We start from the raw sequence: 19,361 nt of genomic DNA on the forward strand, positions 1-19,361 counted from the left end.
CTCTTCCACCCATTCCGCAGCGGAGGCCAGTCATGCACCACGGGGACATTTCGAGCAGCAAGGACACGGTCGGCGTCGCCGTCGTCAATTACAAGATGCCACGTCTGCACACCAAGGCCGAGGTGCTGGACAACGCGCGCAAGATCGCCGACATGATCGTCGGCATGAAATCCGGCCTGCCCGGGCTCGATCTGGTCATCTTCCCGGAGTACAGCACGCACGGGATCATGTACGACTCGAAGGAGATGTACGACACCGCCTCCGCCATCCCCGGCGAGGAAACGGCCATCTTCGCGGCCGCCTGCAAGAAGGCCAAGGTGTGGGGCGTGTTCTCGCTGACCGGCGAGCGGCACGAGGAACATCCGAACAAGGCGCCGTACAACACGCTCATCCTGATGAACGACCAGGGCGAGATCGTTCAGAAGTACCGCAAGATCATGCCCTGGGTGCCGATCGAGGGCTGGTATCCGGGCGACTGCACCTATGTGTCGGACGGCCCCAAGGGCCTGAAGGTGAGCCTCATCATCTGCGACGACGGCAACTACCCGGAAATCTGGCGCGACTGCGCGATGAAGGGTGCCGAACTGATCGTGCGCTGCCAGGGCTATATGTACCCGGCCAAGGACCAGCAGGTGACGATGGCGAAAGCCATGGCCTTCGCCAACAACTGCTATGTCGCGGTCGCCAACGCCGCCGGCTTCGACGGCGTCTACACCTACTTCGGCCACTCGGCCATCGTCGGCTTCGACGGCCGCACGCTGGGCGAATGCGGCGAGGAGGAAATGGGCATGCAGTACGCGGCACTGTCCAAGAGCCTGATCCGCGACTTCCGCAAGAACGGTCAGTCGGAAAACCACCTGTTCAAGCTGCTGCACCGCGGCTACACCGGCCTGATCAATTCGCGCGAAGGCGACAAGGGCGTGGCGACCTGCCCCTACGACTTCTACTCGAAGTGGATCAACGATCCGGAAGGCACGCGCAAGGCGGTCGAAGCCTTCACGCGCGACACCGTCGGCACCGAGGAATGCCCGATCGAAGGTCTGCCCAACCCGTCTACCGTCGGTCACAAGTGAAGGTGCAGGAACCGGCCGAGCTGGTCGATCCGCTACACGACTGGCGCATCCGGGACGAACCCTGGTACGCGCCGGTCGGCGGCGAGATCGCCGCCTTTGAGGCCGCGCACGCGCGCGGCCTGCCGCTGATGCTGAAGGGGCCGACCGGCTGCGGCAAGACGCGCTTCGTCGAGCACATGGCCTGGCGGCTGGGCCTGCCGCTGATCACCGTCGCCTGCCACGAAGATCTGTCGGCCGGCGACCTGATCGGCCGCTTCCTGCTCGACGCTGGCGGCACGCGCTGGCAGGACGGTCCGCTCACCCGTGCGGTGCGCTTCGGCGCGATCTGCTACCTCGACGAACTGGTGGAAGCGCGCGCCGACACCACGGTGCTCATCCACCCGCTGACCGACGCGCGCCGCCAGCTGCCGCTGGCCGCCACCGGCGAACTGCTGCACGCGCACCCGGACTTCCGTCTGGTCGTGTCCTACAACCCGGGCTACCACGGCGTGCACAAGACGCTGAAGGCATCGACCCGGCAGCGCTTCACCGCGCTCGAATTCGGCTACCCAGACGCGGCACGCGAAGCGGCCATCGTGATGCACGAATGCGGCGTCGACGAGGCCATCGCGAAGCAACTGGTGACGCTGGCCGAGCGCACGCGCCGGCTGGCCGGCGACGAACTGGACGAAGGCGCCTCCACCCGCATGCTCATCCACGCCGGCTTGCTGGTCGCCGAAGGCCTGGCGCCGCGCGCCGCCTGCCTGCAGGCCATCGCAGTGCCGCTGTCGGACGACCCGGAAGTCGGTCAGGCGCTGGCCGCCATGGTCGATGCCTGCATCGTCTGAATCCGCGCTGGCAGGCAGCCGGCCGCTGGGCATCTATCTGGATGCGCTGTGGTCGGTGCAACCGCGGCTGGCGACGCTGGCAACACCGGACGACCGGCCGCGCGCGGTCCTGTCGCGTGCCGGCACGCGGCCGGTGCTGCACCTGCCGCCGGACGACGCGCTGCTCACCCGCGCCCGCGCCGCCCACGCGGCTGCCCACCTCGCATACGGAGGTGAACCCCAGCCACGAGCGAAGCTGAAACCGCTACAGCGCGCGCTGCTGGAAACGCTGGAGGACGCCCGCGTCGAATGGCGGGCGATGCAGGACCTGCCGGGCCTGCGCACGCTGTGGGCGCCCTTCCATGTCGCCGGTCCGGACGACGGCAATGGCTTCGATGCGCTGCTGGTGCGGCTGGCGCACGCGCTGTTCGACCCGGCGCATGCCGACGGCCACGCCTGGATCGCCAAGGTGCGCCGGCTGTTCTTCGCTGCCGACGGCACGCTCGCACTCGACACACCGCAGCGGCTGCGCGAGGCGGCCTCGCTGCTGGGCAACGACATCGGCCAGATGCGCCTGAATTTCAATGCCGCCGGCTGGCGGGTCGAACCGGCCTACCGCGACGACAACCACCACCTGTGGATCGCCGACGACAGCCTGCCGCCGTCCGCCACGCCGCTCGAACGCGAAGACGCCGACAGCCACGGCAGCGGTGACGACGACAACGCTACGCCTGCGGAACGTCCGCCGCCGCAGGCGACCGGCAGCGCCGATCAGGGCGAAGGTGCGGCCACCGCACTGTGGTCGGAAGCGCCGCTGCGCACGCTGAAGTACCCGGAGTGGGATCGCCTGATCACGCGACTGCGGCCGGACTGGTGCACGGTGATCGAAAGCCGCCCGCTCGAAGCCGACGCCACGGCACTGCGCGCGCGACTGCAGGCGCAGATCCGCCGGCTGCCCGCCGCGCAGCGTCGCTCAGCGGGGCGTCCGGGCAGCGGCCGCGAGCGCGACGGCGAAGTGCTGCACACCGAGGCGCTGATCGAGGCGGGCATCGCGCTACGCACACGCACGCGGCCACCGTCCCGGCTTTTTCGCGCGACGCACCCGACGGACAGCGGCCGCGACGTGCTGCTGCTGATCGATGCGTCCGCCTCCACCGCGCACCCGTGCGCCGACGGCCGACCGCTGCTCGAGCACCTGCGCGATGCCGCCTTGCTGGCCGCGCACGCGCTTGAACGTGACGCCCACATCGTCCGCGTGTGGGCGTTCGCGTCCGACACCCGTCACCGCGTGCGCGTGCAGCACCTTAAGGACGAACACGACGGCGCGCTGGACCTGCGCGTGTGCGCCCGCGCCGCCGGGCTGCGCAGTCACGGCTCGACCCGCATCGGCGCCGCGCTGCGTCACGCCGCCGCCCATGCGCTGGGCGAGCGGCCGCTGATCGTGCTGCTGACCGACGGCGAACCGCACGACATCGACGTGCACGACCCGCGCTATCTGCTGGAGGATGTGAAGCAAGCGGTACGCGAAGCGCGCCGCGCAGGCGTCACGACACAGTGCGTGCACCTCGGCCCGGCCGCGCCTGCAGGCCTGCGCAGTGTCTTCGACGCAGGCCGCTGCATCGCGGCCGATCCGCGACGCATCGTCGACGTGCTGCTGTCCGGCCTGCAGCGTGGCTGACCCGCGAGTCTGACCAGCGACGGCGTCCGCTGGCACAATCGCGCCTCCGTACGATCGCGCACGCCCATGTTCCACATCGTCCTGTACCAGCCCGAAATTCCGCCCAACACCGGCAACGTGATGCGCCTGTGCGCCAACGGCGGTTTCCGCCTGCATCTGGTGAAGCCGCTCGGCTTCGACATCAGCGACAAGCACCTGAAGCGCGCCGGCATGGACTACCGCGACCTGATCAACGTGACGGTGCATGAGGACTGGGCGGCGCTGTCGGCAGCACTTGCGCTGCAGCCGGACGACGGCCGGCTGTACGCGCTGAGCACGCGCGGACGGGTGGCGCATACGACGCCTCGGTATCGTGCCGGCGACATCTTCCTGTTCGGTCAGGAAACCGCCGGACTGCCGGGCAGCCTGCTCGACACGGTGCCGGCGGCGCAGCGCCTGCGCATTCCGATGCGACCCGACTGTCGCAGCCTGAATCTGAGCAATTCGGTCGCCATCGTCGCCTACGAGGCGTGGCGACAGCACGGCTTCGACGGCGCGCTTCAGCCGGACTGAGCACCCGCTTGCAGGGCGCCGAGATCGACGTCATCGGCGCGTTCGAGCACCGCTTCCTGTTCCACCTTGGGGTCGCGGGCGAGCAGCCGCTCGGCCGCCTGCGCCGCGCTGAGGCGGCCGTCGAGCACGTCGGCGACGGCGCGCGTGATCGGCATGTCGACACCGAGACGGCGCGCCAGCGCCGCCGCTTCGCGTGCGGTCGACACCCCTTCGGCGACGTGGCCCAGCTTCTGCAGCACCGCGTCGAGCGACAGGCCTTCGGCCAGCATCAGGCCGACGCGACGGTTGCGCGACAGGTCGCCGGTGCAGGTCAGTATCAGGTCGCCCATGCCGGCCAGGCCCATGAAGGTGATACCGTGGCCGCCCAGCGCTTCGCCGAGGCGGGCGATCTCGGCCAGGCCGCGGGTGATCAGCGCGGCGCGCGCGTTGAGCCCGAAACCGAGACCGTCGCAGACGCCGGTGGCGATGGCGAGCACGTTCTTGACCGCACCACCGACCTCGACGCCGGTCAGGTCGTCCTGCGCGTACAGGCGCAGACGCGGGCTGTGCAGCTCGGCGGCGATGCGGGAGGCGAAAGCGAGGTCGTTGCTGGCGACGGTGATCGCGGTCGGCTGGCCGCGCGCCACCTCGACCGCGAAGCTGGGGCCGCTCAGCGCGCCGCGGCTGACCGTCTCCGGCAATACCTCGGCCGCCACCGCATGTGGCAGCAGGCCAGTGCCGGCCTCGAAACCCTTGCACGCCCACAGCACGGCCGGCACACCGGACGCGGCGACGGCACGCAGCGCGTCACGCAGGCCCGAGATCGGCGTGGCGATCAGCGCGAGTTCGCAGCCGGAGAGCGCGTGCGCAATGTCGGCGTCGATGTGGATGCTGTCGGGCAGCGCGATCTCGGGCAGGTAACGCTCGTTGCGGCGCGACGCGACCAGCGTGTGCGCGTGCGTCGCGTCGCGCGTCCACAGGGTGACGTCGTGATCGGCCGCGTAGGCGACGGCCAGCGCGGTGCCCCAGGCACCGGCGCCGAGGACGGCGATCTTCATGCGCGGCGGGCGGGGCTCACAGGCCCCACACCTGGCCGATGCGGACAAAACCGCTCTGGCCGTCACGGTGCTTCACGCGCGCCCAGCCGGCCGGCGCCGGTTCGGACACCGGTTCGAGCAGCACGCGGCGCTCGGCTTCGAACACGAGCGCTGCATTGTCGTCCGGCTTGGCCAGAATGCGTGCCTTGTCGACGCTGACGATGACGGTGCGCTGTGGCGACAGCGCCGATGACTCGACCCAGGCGAGCATGCCACCCGGCTCACGCACCTTGACCCAGCCGGCCTGCGTGCGCACCACCTCGACCGGCGTCTGGCGCGCGATCACGTACTGCTGGCGCGCCTGCTTCGACGGCGCGTCGTACATGACGGCGACGTCGGCAAGCGAGCGATATTCGAGCCCCGCCGCCTGGGCGGCCGGGGCGATGGCGAAGGCGGCCAGCGCCGCCAGCGCGATACGCTTCATCACTGAACCGTCGGCGCGCCGTCCTGGCCGGCTGCGGCCTGCTGCGCGCGCTGCTGGTAGAGCGCTTCGAAATTGACTGGCGCCAGCACGACCGGCGGGAAACCGGCGCGGTTCACCGCGTCCGACACGCTTTCGCGGGCGTACGGGAACAGGATGTTCGGGCAGGCGATGCCGAGGATGGGCTGCAGGTCTTCCTGCGGCACGTTGCGGATCTGGAAGATGCCGGCCTGGCGCACTTCGACCAGGAACATCGTCTTCTCGCCGATCTTGGCGGTGACGGTGACCGTCAGCGTCACGTCGAACACGCCGTCCTGCACCGCCTTGCCTTCCGTCTGCAGCTGGATCTGGACGTTCGGGTTTTCGCGGGTGAGGAAGATTTCCGGGGCGTTCGGGACTTCGAGCGACAGGTCCTTCACGTAGACCTTCTCGATGGAGAACACCGGGCCCTGGGGCTGTTGGGGTTGCACTGCTTCGTCGGCCATTTTTCGCTTCTCGGTTGGTGATGAACGCCGCAGGTCAGGCCTGCAGCAGCGGGTCCAGCTTGCCTTCGCGGTCGAGTGCGTGCAGATCGTCGCACCCGCCCACATGGAAGTCGTCGATGTAGATCTGCGGCACGGTACGCCTGCCGGTTTTCTCCATCATTTCAGTACGCCGTGCCGGATCGGTGTCGACCCGCACTTTCTCGATGTCGGTCACGCCCTTGGACACGAGCAGGCGCTCCGCCTGCACGCAGTAGGGGCAGTAGCCGCTGGTGTACATCAGTACGTGTGCCATCGCGTCACTTCTTGGTCAGTGGCAGACCGGCCTGTTCCCAGGCGCCGATACCGCCGTCGAGTGCAAACACCTTTTCGAAACCGGCCTTGCGCAGCGTCGAGCAGGCGCTGGCGGAACGCATGCCGCTGGCGCAGACGACGATGAGCGGGCGCTCCTTGAACTTCTCCAGATCAGCGATGCGCTGGTCGAGCTGGCCGACCGGGATGTGGCGCGAACCGGCGATGCGGCCCTTGGCCCATTCGGGCTGTTCGCGCACGTCGATCACCTGGGCGTCCTCGCGGTTGATCAGTTGCGTCGCCTGCGCCGGCGTAAGGCGCGGTCCGGAGGTCTTCGTGCGCAGCGTCATGACGAGCAGCGCGACGCCGCTGATCAGGGCCGAAATGGCCCAGAGGTAATTGTTGTTGTGAGTCAGGAATTCCATGGGAGAGAGGTGCTGGCAGGCTGTGGGGCTCGCGGCAGGCGGTCCGCTGTAACGGGGTCCGCATCATCGCCGGGATCGTGTCATCCGGCAACGCGGATGTTCCGACATGTCATCGTCTGTCGAATTTTTACGGGGCCGCGCGCTGCGTTTTCTGGGAAAATGCGCATTTTAGCCCAAGCGCGGTCAGTCCACCTGCAGACCACGAGTCCGCAGTGCAGCACGTCTCACCGGGGCGCCGCGCCCTTCACACATAGCCCACCCGATATGTACAAGCTCGTTCTGCTGCGCCACGGCGAATCCGTCTGGAACAAGGAAAACCGTTTCACCGGATGGACCGACGTCGGTCTGACCGACAAAGGCGAAATCGAGGCCCGCGAAGCCGGCCGCCTGCTCAACCGCGAAGGCTACCGCTTCGACATGGCCTTCACTTCGGTGCTCAAGCGCGCCAACAAGACGCTCTACGTCGCGCTCGAACAACTGAACCTGATGTGGATTCCGATCCGTCCGACCTGGCGCCTGAACGAGCGTCACTACGGCGCGCTGCAGGGTCTGAACAAGGCGCAGACGGCGCAGAAGTTCGGCGAGGAACAGGTGCTGGTGTGGCGCCGCTCCTACGACACGCCGCCGCCGGCGCTGGAAGAGGACGATCCGCGCCTCGATCGCAAGAACCCGCGCTACGCCGAAGTGCCGGACGAGCAGTTCCCGCGCACCGAATGCCTGAAGGACACCGTGGCCCGCGTCATCCCGTTCTGGGACGCCGAGATCGCGCCGCAGATCAAGGCCGGCAAGAACGTGCTCATCGTCGCCCACGGCAACAGCCTGCGCGCGCTGATCAAGTACCTCGACAACGTGTCGGAACAGGACATCCTGGGCCTGAACATCCCGACCGCCCAGCCGCTGGTGTACGAGCTGGACGAAAACCTGAAGCCGATCCGCCACTACTACCTCGGCGACCAGGAAGCCATCCGCGCCGCCATCGACGCCGTGGCCAACCAGAGCCGCGCCGTGCCGCAGCGCCAGCGCCCGCCCATCCCCGAAGCCGAAGAGCCGCAGACGGCCGAACAGCGCGCACCGTGGATGGAGTGAAGCGCTGGCTGATCCGGGCGCTGCTATGCACGCTGCCCGGAACCGCCCTCGCCGAGCGCGCAGTCCAGTCCAGCCCGGAACAGCTGCGCGCGCTGCAGCAGCGCATGGAAGCGCTGCGCGATGAACTTAACCAGTCGGAAGGCGCCCACCGCGAAGCCCGCGACGAGCTGCGCAGCTCGGAAAAGGCCATTTCCGACGCCAGCCGTGCGCTGCGCGATATCGCCGGCCGCCGCAAGGCGGTCGAAAGCGCGCTGACGCAGACGCGCAAGGACGTTGCCGCCGGCGAGGAACGGCTGCGCACCCAGCAGTCGCAACTGGCACAACTGCTGCGCGGCCACCAGCGCGCCGGTGAAGCCGATGCGCTGCGCCACCTGTTGTCCGGCACCGACCCCAACCAGAGCGCGCGCGACCTGCACTACCTGCGCAGCCTGTCGAAAAGCCAGCTCAAGCTGATGGACGAACACCGCGCGACGCTGAGCCGCCAGCGCGAACTGCTGGCGCAGCAGGACGCCCAGCTCGACGAAATCCGCACACTGGAAGCGGAACGCGAGCGCGAGCGCGGCAAGCTGCAGTCCGAACACGACGTGCGGCGCAAGGTGCTCGACCGCATCGCCACCCAGTTGCGCACCGAGCGCAAGGAACTGGCCCAGCTCAAGCGCGACGAGGCGCGGCTGAGCCGGCTGATCGAATCGCTGTCGCGGCGCAGCGCCCGCAGCACACCGCCGAAGACACCCGCGGCAAGCCCGGCCGACGATGCGCCAGCGCCGGCCGGCCGCGAAAGCCGCGGCCCGGTCGTGCAGTCGACACCGGTCGATCACGGCGGCGTTGCCTTCCCCAAGCTGCGCGGTCGCCTGCCCTGGCCAGCCAGTGGCGAACTTGCGCGCCGCTTCGGTGCCCAAGGCGCGGATGGCGGAACACCGCTGCGCGGCATCTTCATCCGCGCAGCGGCGGGCGACGTCAAGGCGGTGGCTGCCGGTACCGTGGTGTTCGCCGACTGGTTGCGCGGTTTCGGCAACCTGGTCATCGTCGATCACGGCGACAACTATCTGAGCGTCTATGGCAACAACGAAGCCGTGCTGAAGTCGGTCGGCGCAACGGTGCGCGCGGGCGAGGTGATCGCCTCGATAGGCGCCAGCGGTGGGGCTTCGGAATCGGGTTTATACTTTGAATTGCGGCATCAGGGACAGGCGCTGGACCCGCTGAAATGGGTTGCTCGCTAGGCTGCACCGAGGACGGTGCGGCATCCGTTCCGGCCTAAAAATATGCGGAGTGCAATCGATGCAAAAGAAGCTGCAGCAAACCGGGCTGGTCATGATCGGACTGTGTGCCGGGGTACTGCTCAGTCTCAATTTCTCCGCCAACGCGAACAAGCCGGTCGGCAGCACGTTGCCGGTCGAGGAACTGCGCCAGTTCGCCGACGTGCTGAATGCGGTGAAGTCGGGCTATGTCGAGCCGGTCGATGACAAGAAGCTGATCACCCACGCGATCAGCGGCATGCTGTCCGGTCTCGACCCGCACTCGGCCTATCTCGACCAGGACGCGTTCAAGGATCTGCAGGCCGGCACCCAGGGCGAATTCGGCGGCCTCGGCATCGAGGTCGGCATGGAAGACGGCTTCGTCAAGGTGGTGTCGCCGATCGAGGACACGCCGGCCTTCCGCGCCGGCGTCAAGGCGGGCGACCTGATCATCAAGCTCGACGACACCTCGACCAAGGGTTTGACGCTGAGCGACGCGGTCAAGCGCATGCGCGGCAAGCCGGATACCAGCATCCGCCTGACCATCGCGCGCAAGGGTGAAACCAAGCCGATCGAGGTCACGCTGACGCGCGAAATCATCAAGGTGCAGTCGGTGAAATCCAAGCTGGTCGAGCCCGGCTACGGCTATCTGCGCCTGACCCAGTTCCAGGAAGCCAGCGCCGAAGACCTCGCCAAGCACATCGGCAAGCTGTACAAGGATGGCGAGTTGAAGGGCCTGGTGCTCGACCTGCGCAACGACCCGGGCGGCCTGCTGCACGGCGCGGTCGGCGTATCGGCCGCCTTCCTGCCGCCGAAGGCGACCGTGGTATCGACCGACGGCCGCACCGAAGATGCCAAGCGCCGCTTCATCGCCGCGCCGGAAGACTACCTGCGCGGATCGCGCGACGATTACCTCGCCACGCTGCCGGCCGGCGCCAAGTCGGTACCCATGGTCGTGCTGGTCAATTCGGGTTCGGCCTCAGCCTCGGAAATCGTCGCCGGCGCACTGCAGGACCACAAGCGCGCGGTCATCATGGGCACCCAGACCTTCGGCAAGGGTTCGGTGCAGACCATCATGCCGCTGGCCAACAACACCGCGATCAAGCTGACGACAGCGCGTTACTACACGCCGAACGGCCGCTCGATCCAGGCCAAGGGCATCGTGCCGGACATCATCGTCGAAGAAACGCCGAATGGCAGCGGCGGCGGCATCCGCCTGCGCGAAGCCGATCTCGACCGTCACCTCGGCAACGACAAGGAACCGGAAGAGGCGGCGCCGAAGCCCGCAGTCGGCGCCAAGGGCAAGCCAGCAAAGGATGAGGACGAAGACGAAAAGCCGGCCGCGCCGTTCGAATTCGCCACCGCATCGGATTACCAGTTCACCCAGGCCTTGAATCTGCTGAAGGGATTGCAGATCATCCAGAAAAACTGAGGCCCGCCGTCCGCGGTGGGCCGTGCGGCGATCTCCGGATCGCCGCCGGATGCAGGAGCTGAACCATGGTCGCACATGCCAGCCAGCGTCGTTTCGGCCGCGAACACCGCGCGCCGCGCAAGCCCGGATACGGCCCCCAGGCCGGCCTGATGAAGCACCGCGAACTGCGTTTCTGTCGCCGCTGCCCGCGTCGCGTGGACGAAGCGCTCGCGCTGCTCGCCGCGGTCGGCGGCATCTCCGTCACCGCCCAGGGCGATCGTATCGTCGCCATCGAGTACAGCCTCACGGACCACAGCTTCCGCAGCATTGAGCGGGCACTGCGCGCGCACGGCTTCGTGCTCGACGGTTCGCTGAAGATGCGGCTGATCCGCACCATGCTCTATTTCTGCGAAGACACCCAGTTGCGCAACCTGAAGCAGCCGGAACGACTGATCAAGAAGTCGAACGAAATCTACGTCCAGGCCTGGCAGCACCACCCGCACGGCGATCACGACGACACGCCGAGCGAATTGCGCGAGTACCGCTGACCGCCCGCTTTCCCACCGCTACACACCGCCGCATCCGCCGGCGGTCAACCTTTCATGAATGACCAGCAACTGCTGCGCTACAGCCGCCACATCCTGCTCGACCCGATAGGCATCGAAGGACAGGACAGGCTGCTCGCCTCGCGTGCCCTCATCGTCGGTGCCGGCGGCCTCGGCTGCCCGTCGGCGCTCTACCTTGCGGCGGCCGGCGTCGGCACGCTGGTGATCGCCGACGACGACGAGGTCGATCTGACCAATCTGCAGCGGCAGATCCTGCACCGCGAACACTCGGTCGGCCGCGCCAAGGTGGAATCGGCGCGCGAAACGCTGCACGACATCAATCCGGGCACCGAGGTGATCGCGCTGAAGAAGCGCCTGACCGGCGACGAACTGCTTGAACAGATCGCCGCCGCCGACGTCGTGCTCGACTGCAGCGACAACTTCGCCACCCGCCACGCGATCAACCGCGCCTGCGTGGCGACCCGCACGCCGCTGGTCTCCGGTGCGGCCATCCGCTTCGACGGCCAGGTATCGGTATTCGACAGCCGCGAGCCAGACGCCCCCTGCTATCACTGCCTGTTTCCGGAAGGCGGCGAAGTCGAAGAGGTACGCTGCGCAGTGATGGGTGTGTTCGCGCCGCTGACCGGCATCATCGGCACGGTGCAGGCGGCCGAGGCGCTGAAGATACTGGCGCAGACCGGCCGCACACTGGCCGGCCGCCTGTTGCTGCTGGACGCGCTGGGCATGGAGTGGCGCAGCATCAGCCTGCCGCGCGACCCCGGCTGCGCCGTCTGTGGCGAGGGGGCCTGAACCCCTGGCCCCTGGCCCCTAGCCCCTAGCCCCTAGCCCCTAGCCCCTAGCCCCTAGCCCCTAAAAGACTAGTGCAGCTTCACGTGCGGCTCGGTGCTCTGCTTGATGAAGCGGGCCACCGCGTCGAGCGAACTCTTGATCCAGCCGTGCAGCGCGATCTGGTGCATCTGGTACAGCGAGCGGTACATCATGCGCGCGACCAGACCTTCGATGAACATGCTGCCGCCGACCACGCCACCCATCAGGTTGCCGGTGGCGCCGCTCTTGCCGAGCGACACCAGCGAGCCGAAGTCCTTGTAGCGGAAGGGACCGGGGTCGCCCTTGCCTTCGAGCCGCATGGCGAAGATCTTCACCAGATAGCTGGCCTGCTGGTGCGCCGCCTGCGCGCGCGGCGGAATCGTGCCTTCGCCACCCAGCCACTCACAGGCCGCGCAGTCACCGAAGGCGTAGATGTCCGGGTCGTGCGTGGTGACCAGGTGGTCATCCACCACCAGCTGGTTGATACGGTTCGACTCCAGCCCGCCGAAGCCGGACAGCATGTTGGGCGCCTTGATGCCGGCCGCCCACACCATCAGGTCGCCGCGGATGAAATGGCCGCTGGCGGTGGCCAGCCCGTCGTGACGCACCTCGCTGACCCGCTCTGACTTCAGCACGTCGATGCCCATGCCGCGCAGCAGCTCTTCGGCTGATGCCGAAATGCGCGCCGGCAGCGCCGGCAGCACGCGGTCGGCCGCCTCGATCAAGGTGATCCGCACGTCCTGGCGCGGGTCCATGCTGTGCACGCCAAAGGCGCGCAACACCTTGCTGGTGTGACGCAGTTCGGCCGACAGTTCAACGCCGGTCGCACCGGCACCGATGATGGCGATCGACACTTCGTGCGGCTCGCCGCGCTCGGCACGCGCGTCCGCGCGCATGCAGGCAGCGACCAGCTTCTGCCGGAAGCGCTCGGCGTCGTGCGTGGTGTCGAGCGCCATCGTGTGTTCGTCGGCGCCCGGAATGCCGAAGGTGTTCACCGTGCTGCCGATGGCGATCACCAGGTAGTCGTAGTGCAGCTCCCGCTCGGGCAGCATCGGTTCGCCGTCGAAGTCGGCCACTGCCTCGATGTGGATGGTCTTGCGGCTGCGATCGATGGCCGTCATGCGGCCCATCTGGAACTCGAAGTTGTGCCAGCGCGCCTGCGCGACATACTCCAGCCGGTGCATGTGCATGTCCATGCGCCCGGCGGCGACTTCGTGCAGATGCGGTTTCCAGATGTGGATGGGCGAAGCATCGACCAGCACGATGTCGGCCTGCCCTTTGGCGCCGTAGCGGTCGCCGAGCTGGGTGACCAGTTCGAGGCCGCCGGCGCCGCCGCCGACCACCACGATGACGGGTTTCTTGGAATTATTCATGATCTCCTCGGAGCGAAGCCCGCCCTGCACGGGAGCGGACGGCGCATTCTGCTACAGCCCCCGCCGCTTGTGCAGGGCGGGGCTCCGGGTGTCATGGCGGCGGAACAGTCGACCGCCCAGTGTGTTCAGCCGCGGCGCAACGAAAGCAGCACAGCGACGACGGCCAGCACGCTCAACCACAGCAGCGACCACTCGGGAAGGTCGAGGCCGAGTATCGGCGGCAGCTTGGCGCCACATGCACCGTCGGCGAAAAAGGCCTGCGGAAACCACTGCGCCGGCGGCAGGCTGTTGACGAAGTCCTCGACCGGATCGAGGCCGCAGCTGACCGACGGGTTGTACAGCACATAGACGTGACGCCCGGCCACCGCCGCGCCGGCCGCCGCGATCAGCGCCGACACCCACAGCCCGCTGCGCGCCAGCGCACCGCCGAACAGGCCGCTGAGCAGGAAGAACACGCCGGCGCCGAAAAAGGCGTAGCGCTGCAGGATGCACAGCGGGCAGGGCGCCAGCCGCTCGACGTGCTGCAGCCACAGCGCGAAGGCGAGCAGACCGAAACAGAAGTAGGACAGCAGGAAATAGATGCGCGTACGGGCAATCGGGGTCATCGGGACTCGTTCTCGTTGTTGGGTCAGCCGGTGCGTCAGAGCACGTAGCGCGCAAGATCCTCGCTTTGCGCCAGTTCGCCCAGGCGGGCGTCCACGTAGGCGGCATCGATGGTGAGCGAGCGGGCGTGCTGGCCGGCGTCGAAGGACACCTCCTCCAGCAGCTTCTCCATCACCGTGTGCAGCCGGCGCGCACCGATGTTCTCGGTGCGCTCGTTCACCGACCACGCCACCTCGGCCAGCCGGCGGATGCCGTCCGGCGCGAAATCCAGCGTGACGCCGTCGGTTTCCAGCAGTGCGGCGTACTGGCGGGTGAGGCAGGCGTCGGTGGCGGTCAGGATGCGTTCGAAGTCATCGACCGACAGCGATTCCAGCTCGACGCGGATCGGAAAACGCCCCTGCAGCTCGGGAATCAGGTCGCTCGGCCGCGACAGGTGAAAGGCGCCGCTGGCGATGAACAGGATGTGGTCGGTCTTCACCATGCCGTACTTGGTCGTGATCGTCGTGCCTTCGACCAGCGGCAGCAGGTCGCGTTGCACGCCCTGACGCGAAACATCGGCACCGCCGTGGTCGGAGCGCGACGCCACCTTGTCGATCTCGTCGAGGAACACGATGCCGTTCTGCTCGACCGCAACCAGCGCCTGCTGCTTCACTTCGTCTTCGTTGATCAGGCGCGCTGCCTCTTCGTCGGTCAGTACGCGCAGCGCCTCGCGGATCGGCATCTTGCGGCTGCGCCGGCGTTGCGAGCCCATGTTCTGGAACATCGATTGCAGCTGGCCGGTCAGCTCCTCCATGCCGGGCGGCGTCAGGATTTCCATCGTCGCCGGCGCCACCGCCACCTCGATATCGATCTCCTTGTCGTCCAGTTCACCCTCGCGCAGCTTCTTGCGGAATTTCTGCCGCGTGCCGCTCTCGTCGGTCGCCGGCGCATCGACACCGAAGCCGACCGGCCGCGCCGGCGGCAGCAGCACGTCGAGGATGCGGTCCTCGGCGGCGTCCTCGGCGCGGGTACGTACCGCCTTCATCGCCCGCTCGCGCAGATCCTTGATCGCGATCTCGACCAGATCGCGGATGATGGTGTCAACATCGCGGCCGACATAGCCCACTTCAGTGAACTTTGTGGCCTCAACCTTGATGAAAGGCGCGTTCGCCAGACGGGCCAGCCGGCGCGCGATTTCGGTCTTGCCGACGCCGGTGGGCCCGATCATCAGGATGTTCTTCGGCGTGATTTCGCTGCGCAGCGGCTCGGCCACCTGGGCGCGGCGCCAGCGGTTGCGCAGCGCGACGGCCACCGAGCGCTTGGCGCGCGTCTGGCCGACGATGTGCTTGTCCAGTTCGGACACGATTTCGGAAGGGGTCATGACTTGATCCGCAGGGGTCACGGCGCTCACCACTCGATGCTTTCTATGGTGTGACTCTGGTTGGTGTAGATACACAGGTCGCCGGCGATGCCGAGCGACTTCGATACCACGTCGCGCGCCGACAGCTCGGTGTTCTCGACCAGCGCACGCGCCGCCGACTGTGCGTAGGCGCCGCCGGAGCCGATGGCGACGATGCCGCCTTCGGGTTCGAGCACGTCGCCGTTGCCGGTGATGATGAGCGAGGACTCGCGGTCGGCCACCGCCAGCATCGCCTCCAGCCGGCGCAGCATGCGGTCGGTGCGCCAGTCCTTGGCCAGTTCGACCGCGCTGCGCAGCAGATTGCCCTGATGCTTCTCCAGCTTGGATTCGAAGCGCTCGAACAGCGTGAAGGCGTCCGCCGTGCCGCCGGCGAAGCCGGCCAGGATGCGGCCCTGATACAGCCGCCGCACCTTGCGCGCGGTCGCCTTGACGACGATGTTGCCGAGCGTCACCTGGCCATCGCCACCGAGGGCGACCTGACCCGGGCGACGCACCGAAAGTATGGTGGTGCCGTGATACTGTTCCATCGCTATTCCCGAAAAATGCCGCGGAGGTTGCGCACTTTAAACCATGCGCAGCAGGGCGCCGGTGGCGCTAGAAGCGGCGTTGCTGGATTTCCGCCACGGCGGCGACACCGATCAGCAGCAGCAGCGCCGCCACCATCGGCCGCACATCGACCAGACGGGGTTGGCGGCCGGTCGCCTGCACTGCGGTGATCACGTTGAACAGCAGGCCGGCGCTGATGAAGTCCATCCGGCAGAGCTCGGAACAATCGACCTTCATGACCCCCTGCGGCAGGTCGGCCGCCTGCAGCACGGCAAAGGCGTCCTGACGGGCGCCGACGATTTCGCCGCGCAGCGCGATGCGCGCATTCTTCTCGACCGGCGCCGGTTCTGCCGCGGCCGGCGCGAGCACCGACGACACCCAGCGGGCGTCCCACGACGGCGGTGACAGTTCGAAAGTGACCGCGTACTGGATCGCGAATTCCTCGAAATTGGCTTCGTCGCCCAGCTGCTGCAGCGCCTCCAGATAGAGCAGCCACTGCGCCGGCCCCTCGGCCTTGCCCGGCTCGATGCGCGGCGCCAGCAGGTCGCGCAGTACGGTGGCGCTGAGCATGGCCACGCCGTGCCCGCAGCGGCGCAGCGCAACCAGCACGTCGAGCAGCATGCGCGCGCCTTCTTCGTCCACGTCGTGCAGACGGGCGACATCCACCCGCACTACGTGCGCCTTTGAACACAGGCGGTCGATCTGGTCGATGGAGGCGCGACTGGCTGCGGTCAGCTTGCCCGCCAGCGTCAGCGTGGGCGGGCCCGAGGTCACGCCGCGCGATGGGGACGCCGGCCACGCCGGCGCCGAACGTTCGAAGCGCTCGGCGTAGGCCAGCGCATGCGCCTCGAAGGCGTCGACACGGCCGAGCGCGTGGCAGAGGTCGAACAGCATGGCCCACACCTGTTCGGTCGAACTGCCGAGATCGCCGAAGGTGGCGCGTTCCAGCGTGGACAGCGCGGCCTCGTCGTCACCGTTGGCGAACAGCATGGCCGCTTCCTCGACCACCGGGTGCAGCCCGCTGGACACGTCCTGCACCTGCAGCTCGCCCTTGCCGGTACGACGGGCGCCTTCCAGCGGATCGCGCGACACGAAATCGAGCGACATCAGCCCCGCCGACGACGGCGGATCGCTGGCCGGCATGCTGTCGGGCGGACGCGACGCGGTGGCCGTCCCGGCAGCCGGTGCGGTCGGTCGCACCGGCTTGCGGGTTTCGACCTGCGGCGCAGGTGTTTTCTTGAAGAAGGAAAAAGCCACGGATGGGTCCGGATCGGGGCGCGAACCGTAATTAACGGCGCATCGATTCACAACTGCAACGATCGGTAACTTTACCTTTCAACCGTGGCCGGCGGCACCCCCGAAGGCGTAAGAAGACGTGACAAGGTGCTGCAAGGGCAGAAATCGGCGCCCAGGCGCGACGGGCGCGGCATTCACCACACCCGTGACGCACCGGACAAAGGTCAGAAGGTGGCGCGCAGGCCGGCCATGATGCTGCGGCCCGGCATCGGCGCGATGCCCTTGAGGAAGGACACGTGGTTGCGCGCCTCGGTGTCGAACAGGTTGTTGCCGCGCAGCCAGGCCTCCCAGTTCACGCCGGCCGCCTGGAATCCGTAGCTGGCGAAGGCATTGACCAGCGCGTAGCCGGCAGTCGGCGTGCCAAGGTCGTCGACCCGGTCCTGCCGGCGCGCGCCCTGCACCTCCAGCCGCAGGTTCAGCGCCTCGCGGTGCCAGTTCAGCGCCGCCATGCCGCGTACCGGCGCGATGCGCGGCAGCGGCTCGCCGGTATCGCGGTTGGCGGCGCGCACCATGTCGGCCTGCAGGTCGAGATGCAGCTCGCCGGCACAGCGGCACAGCAGCAGATGGGCCTGCGCCTCCAGCCCGTAGAACTTGGCCGGTACCGCCTGGTAGGCGAACTCGGGCAGTTCGCCGGCCGGATCGATCAGGCCGTCCTCTTCGCGCCGGTTGCCGGTTCCGGCGAGCGCGATGAAGTTGCGGAAACGGCTGTGGAACACGCCGATGCTGCCGCTGTGCTCGCCGCGCTTGATGCGCAGCTGGGCGTCGATCGAGTTCGACTGTTCCTTGTCCAGCGCCGCATTGCCGACCTCGTAGTTGCCGGTGGCGGCGTGCGGGCCGTTGGCGAACAGTTCATAGAAGGTCGGCGCGCGCTCGGTGTGCGCCAGCTGGGTGGCGACCGAGAAGGTGTCGTTGAGCGGATAGACCGCACCGAAGGCAGCGCTGCGCGCGGTGAAGCGACGTTCCTGCGCCGGGTCGAAACGCGGCGTGCCCGGATTGTTCGCATCGTCCGGGCCGCCGCCGTCGCTGCCGACCTCGACCCGCTCGACGCGACCACCGAAAGTGAGCTTGAGGTCGCCGACGCGGGTTTCCTCGAACAGGAAGAGCGCGCGCGTGTCGGTATCGGTCGGCGGCACGAAGGCCTCGTCGCCCAGCGCCGAGAACTCGCTGCTGTCGAGTTGCACGCCGACCACACCGCGGAAGGGGCCGAGCTGAGCGTGCGCCGCCTCGACCCGCAGGTCGGTGCCCTTGCTGAAGAAGCGCGTCTCCGGCGAGCCGTCGTCCAGTTCGACGTGCTTGTAGTCGGTATGGCCGGCGCGGAATTTGACGCCGGTGATGAAGCCGTCAATCTCGCGCAGTTCGCCGGCGAGGTCCCAGCGCTCGCTGCGCATGTCTATCGTGATGGACTCTTCGGCCACCGTGCCGTAGGTCGAGTCGAACACGCCGTAGGAGGCACCGACATAGCCGCGCTCGCCGGCAAAGGAAGCGCCGAAGCCGCCACCCTCGGTGTCGGCGGCCGAATTGCGCAGCCGGCCATCGGGGATGCGCAGATCGGACGTCGAGCGGGTGAAGCCGTCGGCGTGCAGATTGAGGCCGTTCTTGCCGAACTCGACGCGGCCGGCCAGCGCACGGGTCGAGTCGGCGCCGCCGACGATGCCATCGACGCGACCGCTGGCGCCGCTCATCGGCGACTGCGGAATGCGGTTGTCGAGCGCATTCACCACGCCGCCGACCGCGTTGCCGCCGTACATCAGCGCCGCCGGGCCACGCACCACCTCGACCCGCTCGACCACCAGCGGATCCACCGTGGTCGCGTGGTCGAAGGACAGCGAGGACGCATCGACGGTGGCGCCGCCGTTGCCGAGAATGCGCACGCGGTCGCCGTCGAGACCGCGGATGACCGGCCGGCTGGAGTTCGGGCCGAACCAGGTCGAACTGACGCCCGGCAGATTGCCGACGGTCTCGCCCAGCGTGCTGGCGCCGCGCAGCGTGAGGTCGTGATCGTCCATCACCGACACCGGGCTGACGAGATCGGACAGGTCGCTGCCCAGCGGATTGCCGGTGACGACGATGGCCGGAAGGTCCTGGATGGCCTGGGCGAAGACCGGAACGGAAAAGGACACGGAAGCGGCTGCCGCGAGGGCGCCGCCGACAAAACGATGGATCTGCATGAAGTTCTCCCCGCGCCCGGACACGGACGCGCGCCCGCGCGTGATCACGCGGGTCAGTCTGAATGTA

At 67.9% G+C, this 19,361-nt stretch carries 20 protein-coding genes; 9 read left to right on the forward strand and 11 right to left on the reverse strand.

The window, feature by feature from the left end; translation table 11 throughout:
• Positions 1-32 precede the first annotated feature (32 nt).
• The 4 genes from METFAM1_RS0112950 (at position 33) to METFAM1_RS0112965 (ending at position 4,109) form a co-directional block, all read left to right on the forward strand.
• Positions 33-1,073, forward strand: coding sequence for an aliphatic amidase (locus tag METFAM1_RS0112950; protein WP_019915738.1), 1,041 nt, complete (start codon positions 33-35; stop codon positions 1,071-1,073).
• Positions 1,070-1,900, forward strand: a complete 831-nt coding sequence (locus METFAM1_RS0112955; protein ID WP_019915739.1) for a CbbQ/NirQ/NorQ/GpvN family protein — start codon at positions 1,070-1,072, stop codon at positions 1,898-1,900. Before METFAM1_RS0112950 ends, METFAM1_RS0112955 begins: the two co-directional genes overlap by 4 nt.
• Entirely contained in the window at positions 1,884-3,557 is a 1,674-nt protein-coding gene (locus tag METFAM1_RS0112960) for a nitric oxide reductase activation protein NorD (protein ID WP_019915740.1), read from the forward strand. Before METFAM1_RS0112955 ends, METFAM1_RS0112960 begins: the two co-directional genes overlap by 17 nt.
• 66 nt (positions 3,558-3,623) lie before the next feature.
• A complete protein-coding gene (locus METFAM1_RS0112965; protein WP_019915741.1) occupies positions 3,624-4,109 on the forward strand; it encodes a tRNA (cytidine(34)-2'-O)-methyltransferase in 486 nt (161 codons plus the stop codon).
• Here the strand turns inward: METFAM1_RS0112965 and METFAM1_RS0112970 are convergent.
• Genes METFAM1_RS0112970 through METFAM1_RS0112990 form a run of 5 tightly spaced genes read right to left on the reverse strand, consistent with a single transcriptional unit; the run spans position 4,097 to position 6,804 of the window.
• Positions 4,097-5,146, reverse strand: coding sequence for an NAD(P)H-dependent glycerol-3-phosphate dehydrogenase (locus tag METFAM1_RS0112970; RefSeq protein WP_019915742.1), 1,050 nt, complete (start codon positions 5,144-5,146; stop codon positions 4,097-4,099). The genes METFAM1_RS0112965 and METFAM1_RS0112970 overlap by 13 nt on opposite strands.
• 16 nt (positions 5,147-5,162) lie before the next feature.
• Positions 5,163-5,609, reverse strand: coding sequence for an SH3 domain-containing protein (locus METFAM1_RS0112975; RefSeq protein WP_019915743.1), 447 nt, complete (start codon positions 5,607-5,609; stop codon positions 5,163-5,165).
• Positions 5,609-6,091: a protein-export chaperone SecB gene (secB, locus tag METFAM1_RS0112980; RefSeq protein WP_019915744.1), complete on the reverse strand. Its 483-nt coding sequence runs from the start codon at positions 6,089-6,091 to the stop codon at positions 5,609-5,611. The genes METFAM1_RS0112975 and secB overlap by 1 nt, the downstream gene beginning before the upstream one ends.
• A 34-nt stretch (positions 6,092-6,125) precedes the next feature.
• The gene (grxC, locus tag METFAM1_RS0112985; protein ID WP_019915745.1) at positions 6,126-6,383 is read right to left on the reverse strand and encodes a glutaredoxin 3; all 258 of its coding nucleotides are present in this window, start codon (positions 6,381-6,383) and stop codon (positions 6,126-6,128) included.
• A gap of 4 nt (positions 6,384-6,387) precedes the next feature.
• Positions 6,388-6,804 (reverse strand): rhodanese-like domain-containing protein, encoded by a 417-nt coding sequence (locus METFAM1_RS0112990; RefSeq protein ID WP_019915746.1) that lies wholly within the window; start codon positions 6,802-6,804, stop codon positions 6,388-6,390.
• A gap of 264 nt (positions 6,805-7,068) precedes the next feature.
• Between METFAM1_RS0112990 and gpmA the strand changes: the two genes are divergently transcribed.
• From gpmA to METFAM1_RS0113015, 5 genes are all read left to right on the forward strand, one after another.
• On the forward strand, positions 7,069-7,890 hold the full coding sequence (gpmA, locus tag METFAM1_RS0112995; RefSeq protein WP_019915747.1) for a 2,3-diphosphoglycerate-dependent phosphoglycerate mutase: 822 nt from the start codon (positions 7,069-7,071) through the stop codon (positions 7,888-7,890).
• Positions 7,887-9,110 carry a murein hydrolase activator EnvC family protein gene (locus METFAM1_RS0113000; RefSeq protein ID WP_019915748.1) on the forward strand — a complete coding sequence of 408 codons (1,224 nt, stop codon included), beginning with the start codon at positions 7,887-7,889 and terminating at the stop codon, positions 9,108-9,110. The genes gpmA and METFAM1_RS0113000 overlap by 4 nt, the downstream gene beginning before the upstream one ends.
• A 58-nt stretch (positions 9,111-9,168) precedes the next feature.
• Positions 9,169-10,557, forward strand: a complete 1,389-nt coding sequence (locus METFAM1_RS0113005; RefSeq protein ID WP_019915749.1) for a S41 family peptidase — start codon at positions 9,169-9,171, stop codon at positions 10,555-10,557.
• A gap of 65 nt (positions 10,558-10,622) precedes the next feature.
• A complete protein-coding gene (locus METFAM1_RS0113010) occupies positions 10,623-11,084 on the forward strand; it encodes a hypothetical protein (protein ID WP_019915750.1) in 462 nt (153 codons plus the stop codon).
• A gap of 54 nt (positions 11,085-11,138) precedes the next feature.
• Positions 11,139-11,891, forward strand: coding sequence for a HesA/MoeB/ThiF family protein (locus METFAM1_RS0113015; protein ID WP_019915751.1), 753 nt, complete (start codon positions 11,139-11,141; stop codon positions 11,889-11,891).
• Positions 11,892-11,959: 68 nt separating this feature from the next.
• Here METFAM1_RS0113015 and METFAM1_RS0113020 read toward each other — a convergent pair whose 3' ends face one another.
• From METFAM1_RS0113020 to METFAM1_RS0113045, 6 genes are all read right to left on the reverse strand, one after another.
• A complete protein-coding gene (locus METFAM1_RS0113020) occupies positions 11,960-13,282 on the reverse strand; it encodes an NAD(P)/FAD-dependent oxidoreductase (RefSeq protein WP_019915752.1) in 1,323 nt (440 codons plus the stop codon).
• A gap of 125 nt (positions 13,283-13,407) precedes the next feature.
• Complete coding sequence (locus METFAM1_RS0113025) at positions 13,408-13,887, reverse strand: disulfide bond formation protein B (protein ID WP_019915753.1); 480 nt, start codon at positions 13,885-13,887, stop codon at positions 13,408-13,410.
• 35 nt (positions 13,888-13,922) lie between these two features.
• Entirely contained in the window at positions 13,923-15,245 is a 1,323-nt protein-coding gene (hslU, locus tag METFAM1_RS0113030) for an ATP-dependent protease ATPase subunit HslU (RefSeq protein WP_019915755.1), read from the reverse strand.
• Positions 15,246-15,271: 26 nt separating this feature from the next.
• Entirely contained in the window at positions 15,272-15,811 is a 540-nt protein-coding gene (gene hslV, locus METFAM1_RS0113035; protein ID WP_019915756.1) for an ATP-dependent protease subunit HslV, read from the reverse strand.
• A 67-nt stretch (positions 15,812-15,878) separates the two neighbouring features.
• Positions 15,879-17,087: an STAS domain-containing protein gene (locus tag METFAM1_RS0113040; protein WP_019915757.1), complete on the reverse strand. Its 1,209-nt coding sequence runs from the start codon at positions 17,085-17,087 to the stop codon at positions 15,879-15,881.
• A gap of 203 nt (positions 17,088-17,290) precedes the next feature.
• Positions 17,291-19,294: a TonB-dependent receptor gene (locus METFAM1_RS0113045; protein ID WP_024300686.1), complete on the reverse strand. Its 2,004-nt coding sequence runs from the start codon at positions 19,292-19,294 to the stop codon at positions 17,291-17,293.
• Between the last annotated feature and the right edge of the window lie 67 nt (positions 19,295-19,361).

Origin of the sequence: Methyloversatilis discipulorum, from assembly GCF_000527135.1 — a bacterium.
GTDB lineage: Bacteria > Pseudomonadota > Gammaproteobacteria > Burkholderiales > Rhodocyclaceae > Methyloversatilis > Methyloversatilis discipulorum.

What these genes read in the sequence shown, in the direction of transcription:
- METFAM1_RS0112950 (WP_019915738.1), top strand. Translation starts at nt 33, where the DNA reads ATGCACCACGGGGACATTTCGAGCAGCAAGGACACGGTCGGCGTCGCC.
- METFAM1_RS0112960 (WP_019915740.1), top strand. Translation starts at nt 1,884, where the DNA reads ATGCCTGCATCGTCTGAATCCGCGCTGGCAGGCAGCCGGCCGCTGGGC.
- METFAM1_RS0112965 (WP_019915741.1), top strand. Translation starts at nt 3,624, where the DNA reads ATGTTCCACATCGTCCTGTACCAGCCCGAAATTCCGCCCAACACCGGC.
- METFAM1_RS0112970 (WP_019915742.1), bottom strand. Translation starts at nt 5,146, where the DNA reads ATGAAGATCGCCGTCCTCGGCGCCGGTGCCTGGGGCACCGCGCTGGCC.
- METFAM1_RS0112975 (WP_019915743.1), bottom strand. Translation starts at nt 5,609, where the DNA reads ATGAAGCGTATCGCGCTGGCGGCGCTGGCCGCCTTCGCCATCGCCCCG.
- secB (WP_019915744.1), bottom strand. Translation starts at nt 6,091, where the DNA reads ATGGCCGACGAAGCAGTGCAACCCCAACAGCCCCAGGGCCCGGTGTTC.
- grxC (WP_019915745.1), bottom strand. Translation starts at nt 6,383, where the DNA reads ATGGCACACGTACTGATGTACACCAGCGGCTACTGCCCCTACTGCGTG.
- METFAM1_RS0112990 (WP_019915746.1), bottom strand. Translation starts at nt 6,804, where the DNA reads ATGGAATTCCTGACTCACAACAACAATTACCTCTGGGCCATTTCGGCC.
- gpmA (WP_019915747.1), top strand. Translation starts at nt 7,069, where the DNA reads ATGTACAAGCTCGTTCTGCTGCGCCACGGCGAATCCGTCTGGAACAAG.
- METFAM1_RS0113005 (WP_019915749.1), top strand. Translation starts at nt 9,169, where the DNA reads ATGCAAAAGAAGCTGCAGCAAACCGGGCTGGTCATGATCGGACTGTGT.
- METFAM1_RS0113010 (WP_019915750.1), top strand. Translation starts at nt 10,623, where the DNA reads ATGGTCGCACATGCCAGCCAGCGTCGTTTCGGCCGCGAACACCGCGCG.
- METFAM1_RS0113015 (WP_019915751.1), top strand. Translation starts at nt 11,139, where the DNA reads ATGAATGACCAGCAACTGCTGCGCTACAGCCGCCACATCCTGCTCGAC.
- METFAM1_RS0113020 (WP_019915752.1), bottom strand. Translation starts at nt 13,282, where the DNA reads ATGAATAATTCCAAGAAACCCGTCATCGTGGTGGTCGGCGGCGGCGCC.
- METFAM1_RS0113025 (WP_019915753.1), bottom strand. Translation starts at nt 13,887, where the DNA reads ATGACCCCGATTGCCCGTACGCGCATCTATTTCCTGCTGTCCTACTTC.
- hslU (WP_019915755.1), bottom strand. Translation starts at nt 15,245, where the DNA reads ATGACCCCTTCCGAAATCGTGTCCGAACTGGACAAGCACATCGTCGGC.
- hslV (WP_019915756.1), bottom strand. Translation starts at nt 15,811, where the DNA reads ATGGAACAGTATCACGGCACCACCATACTTTCGGTGCGTCGCCCGGGT.
- METFAM1_RS0113045 (WP_024300686.1), bottom strand. Translation starts at nt 19,294, where the DNA reads ATGCAGATCCATCGTTTTGTCGGCGGCGCCCTCGCGGCAGCCGCTTCC.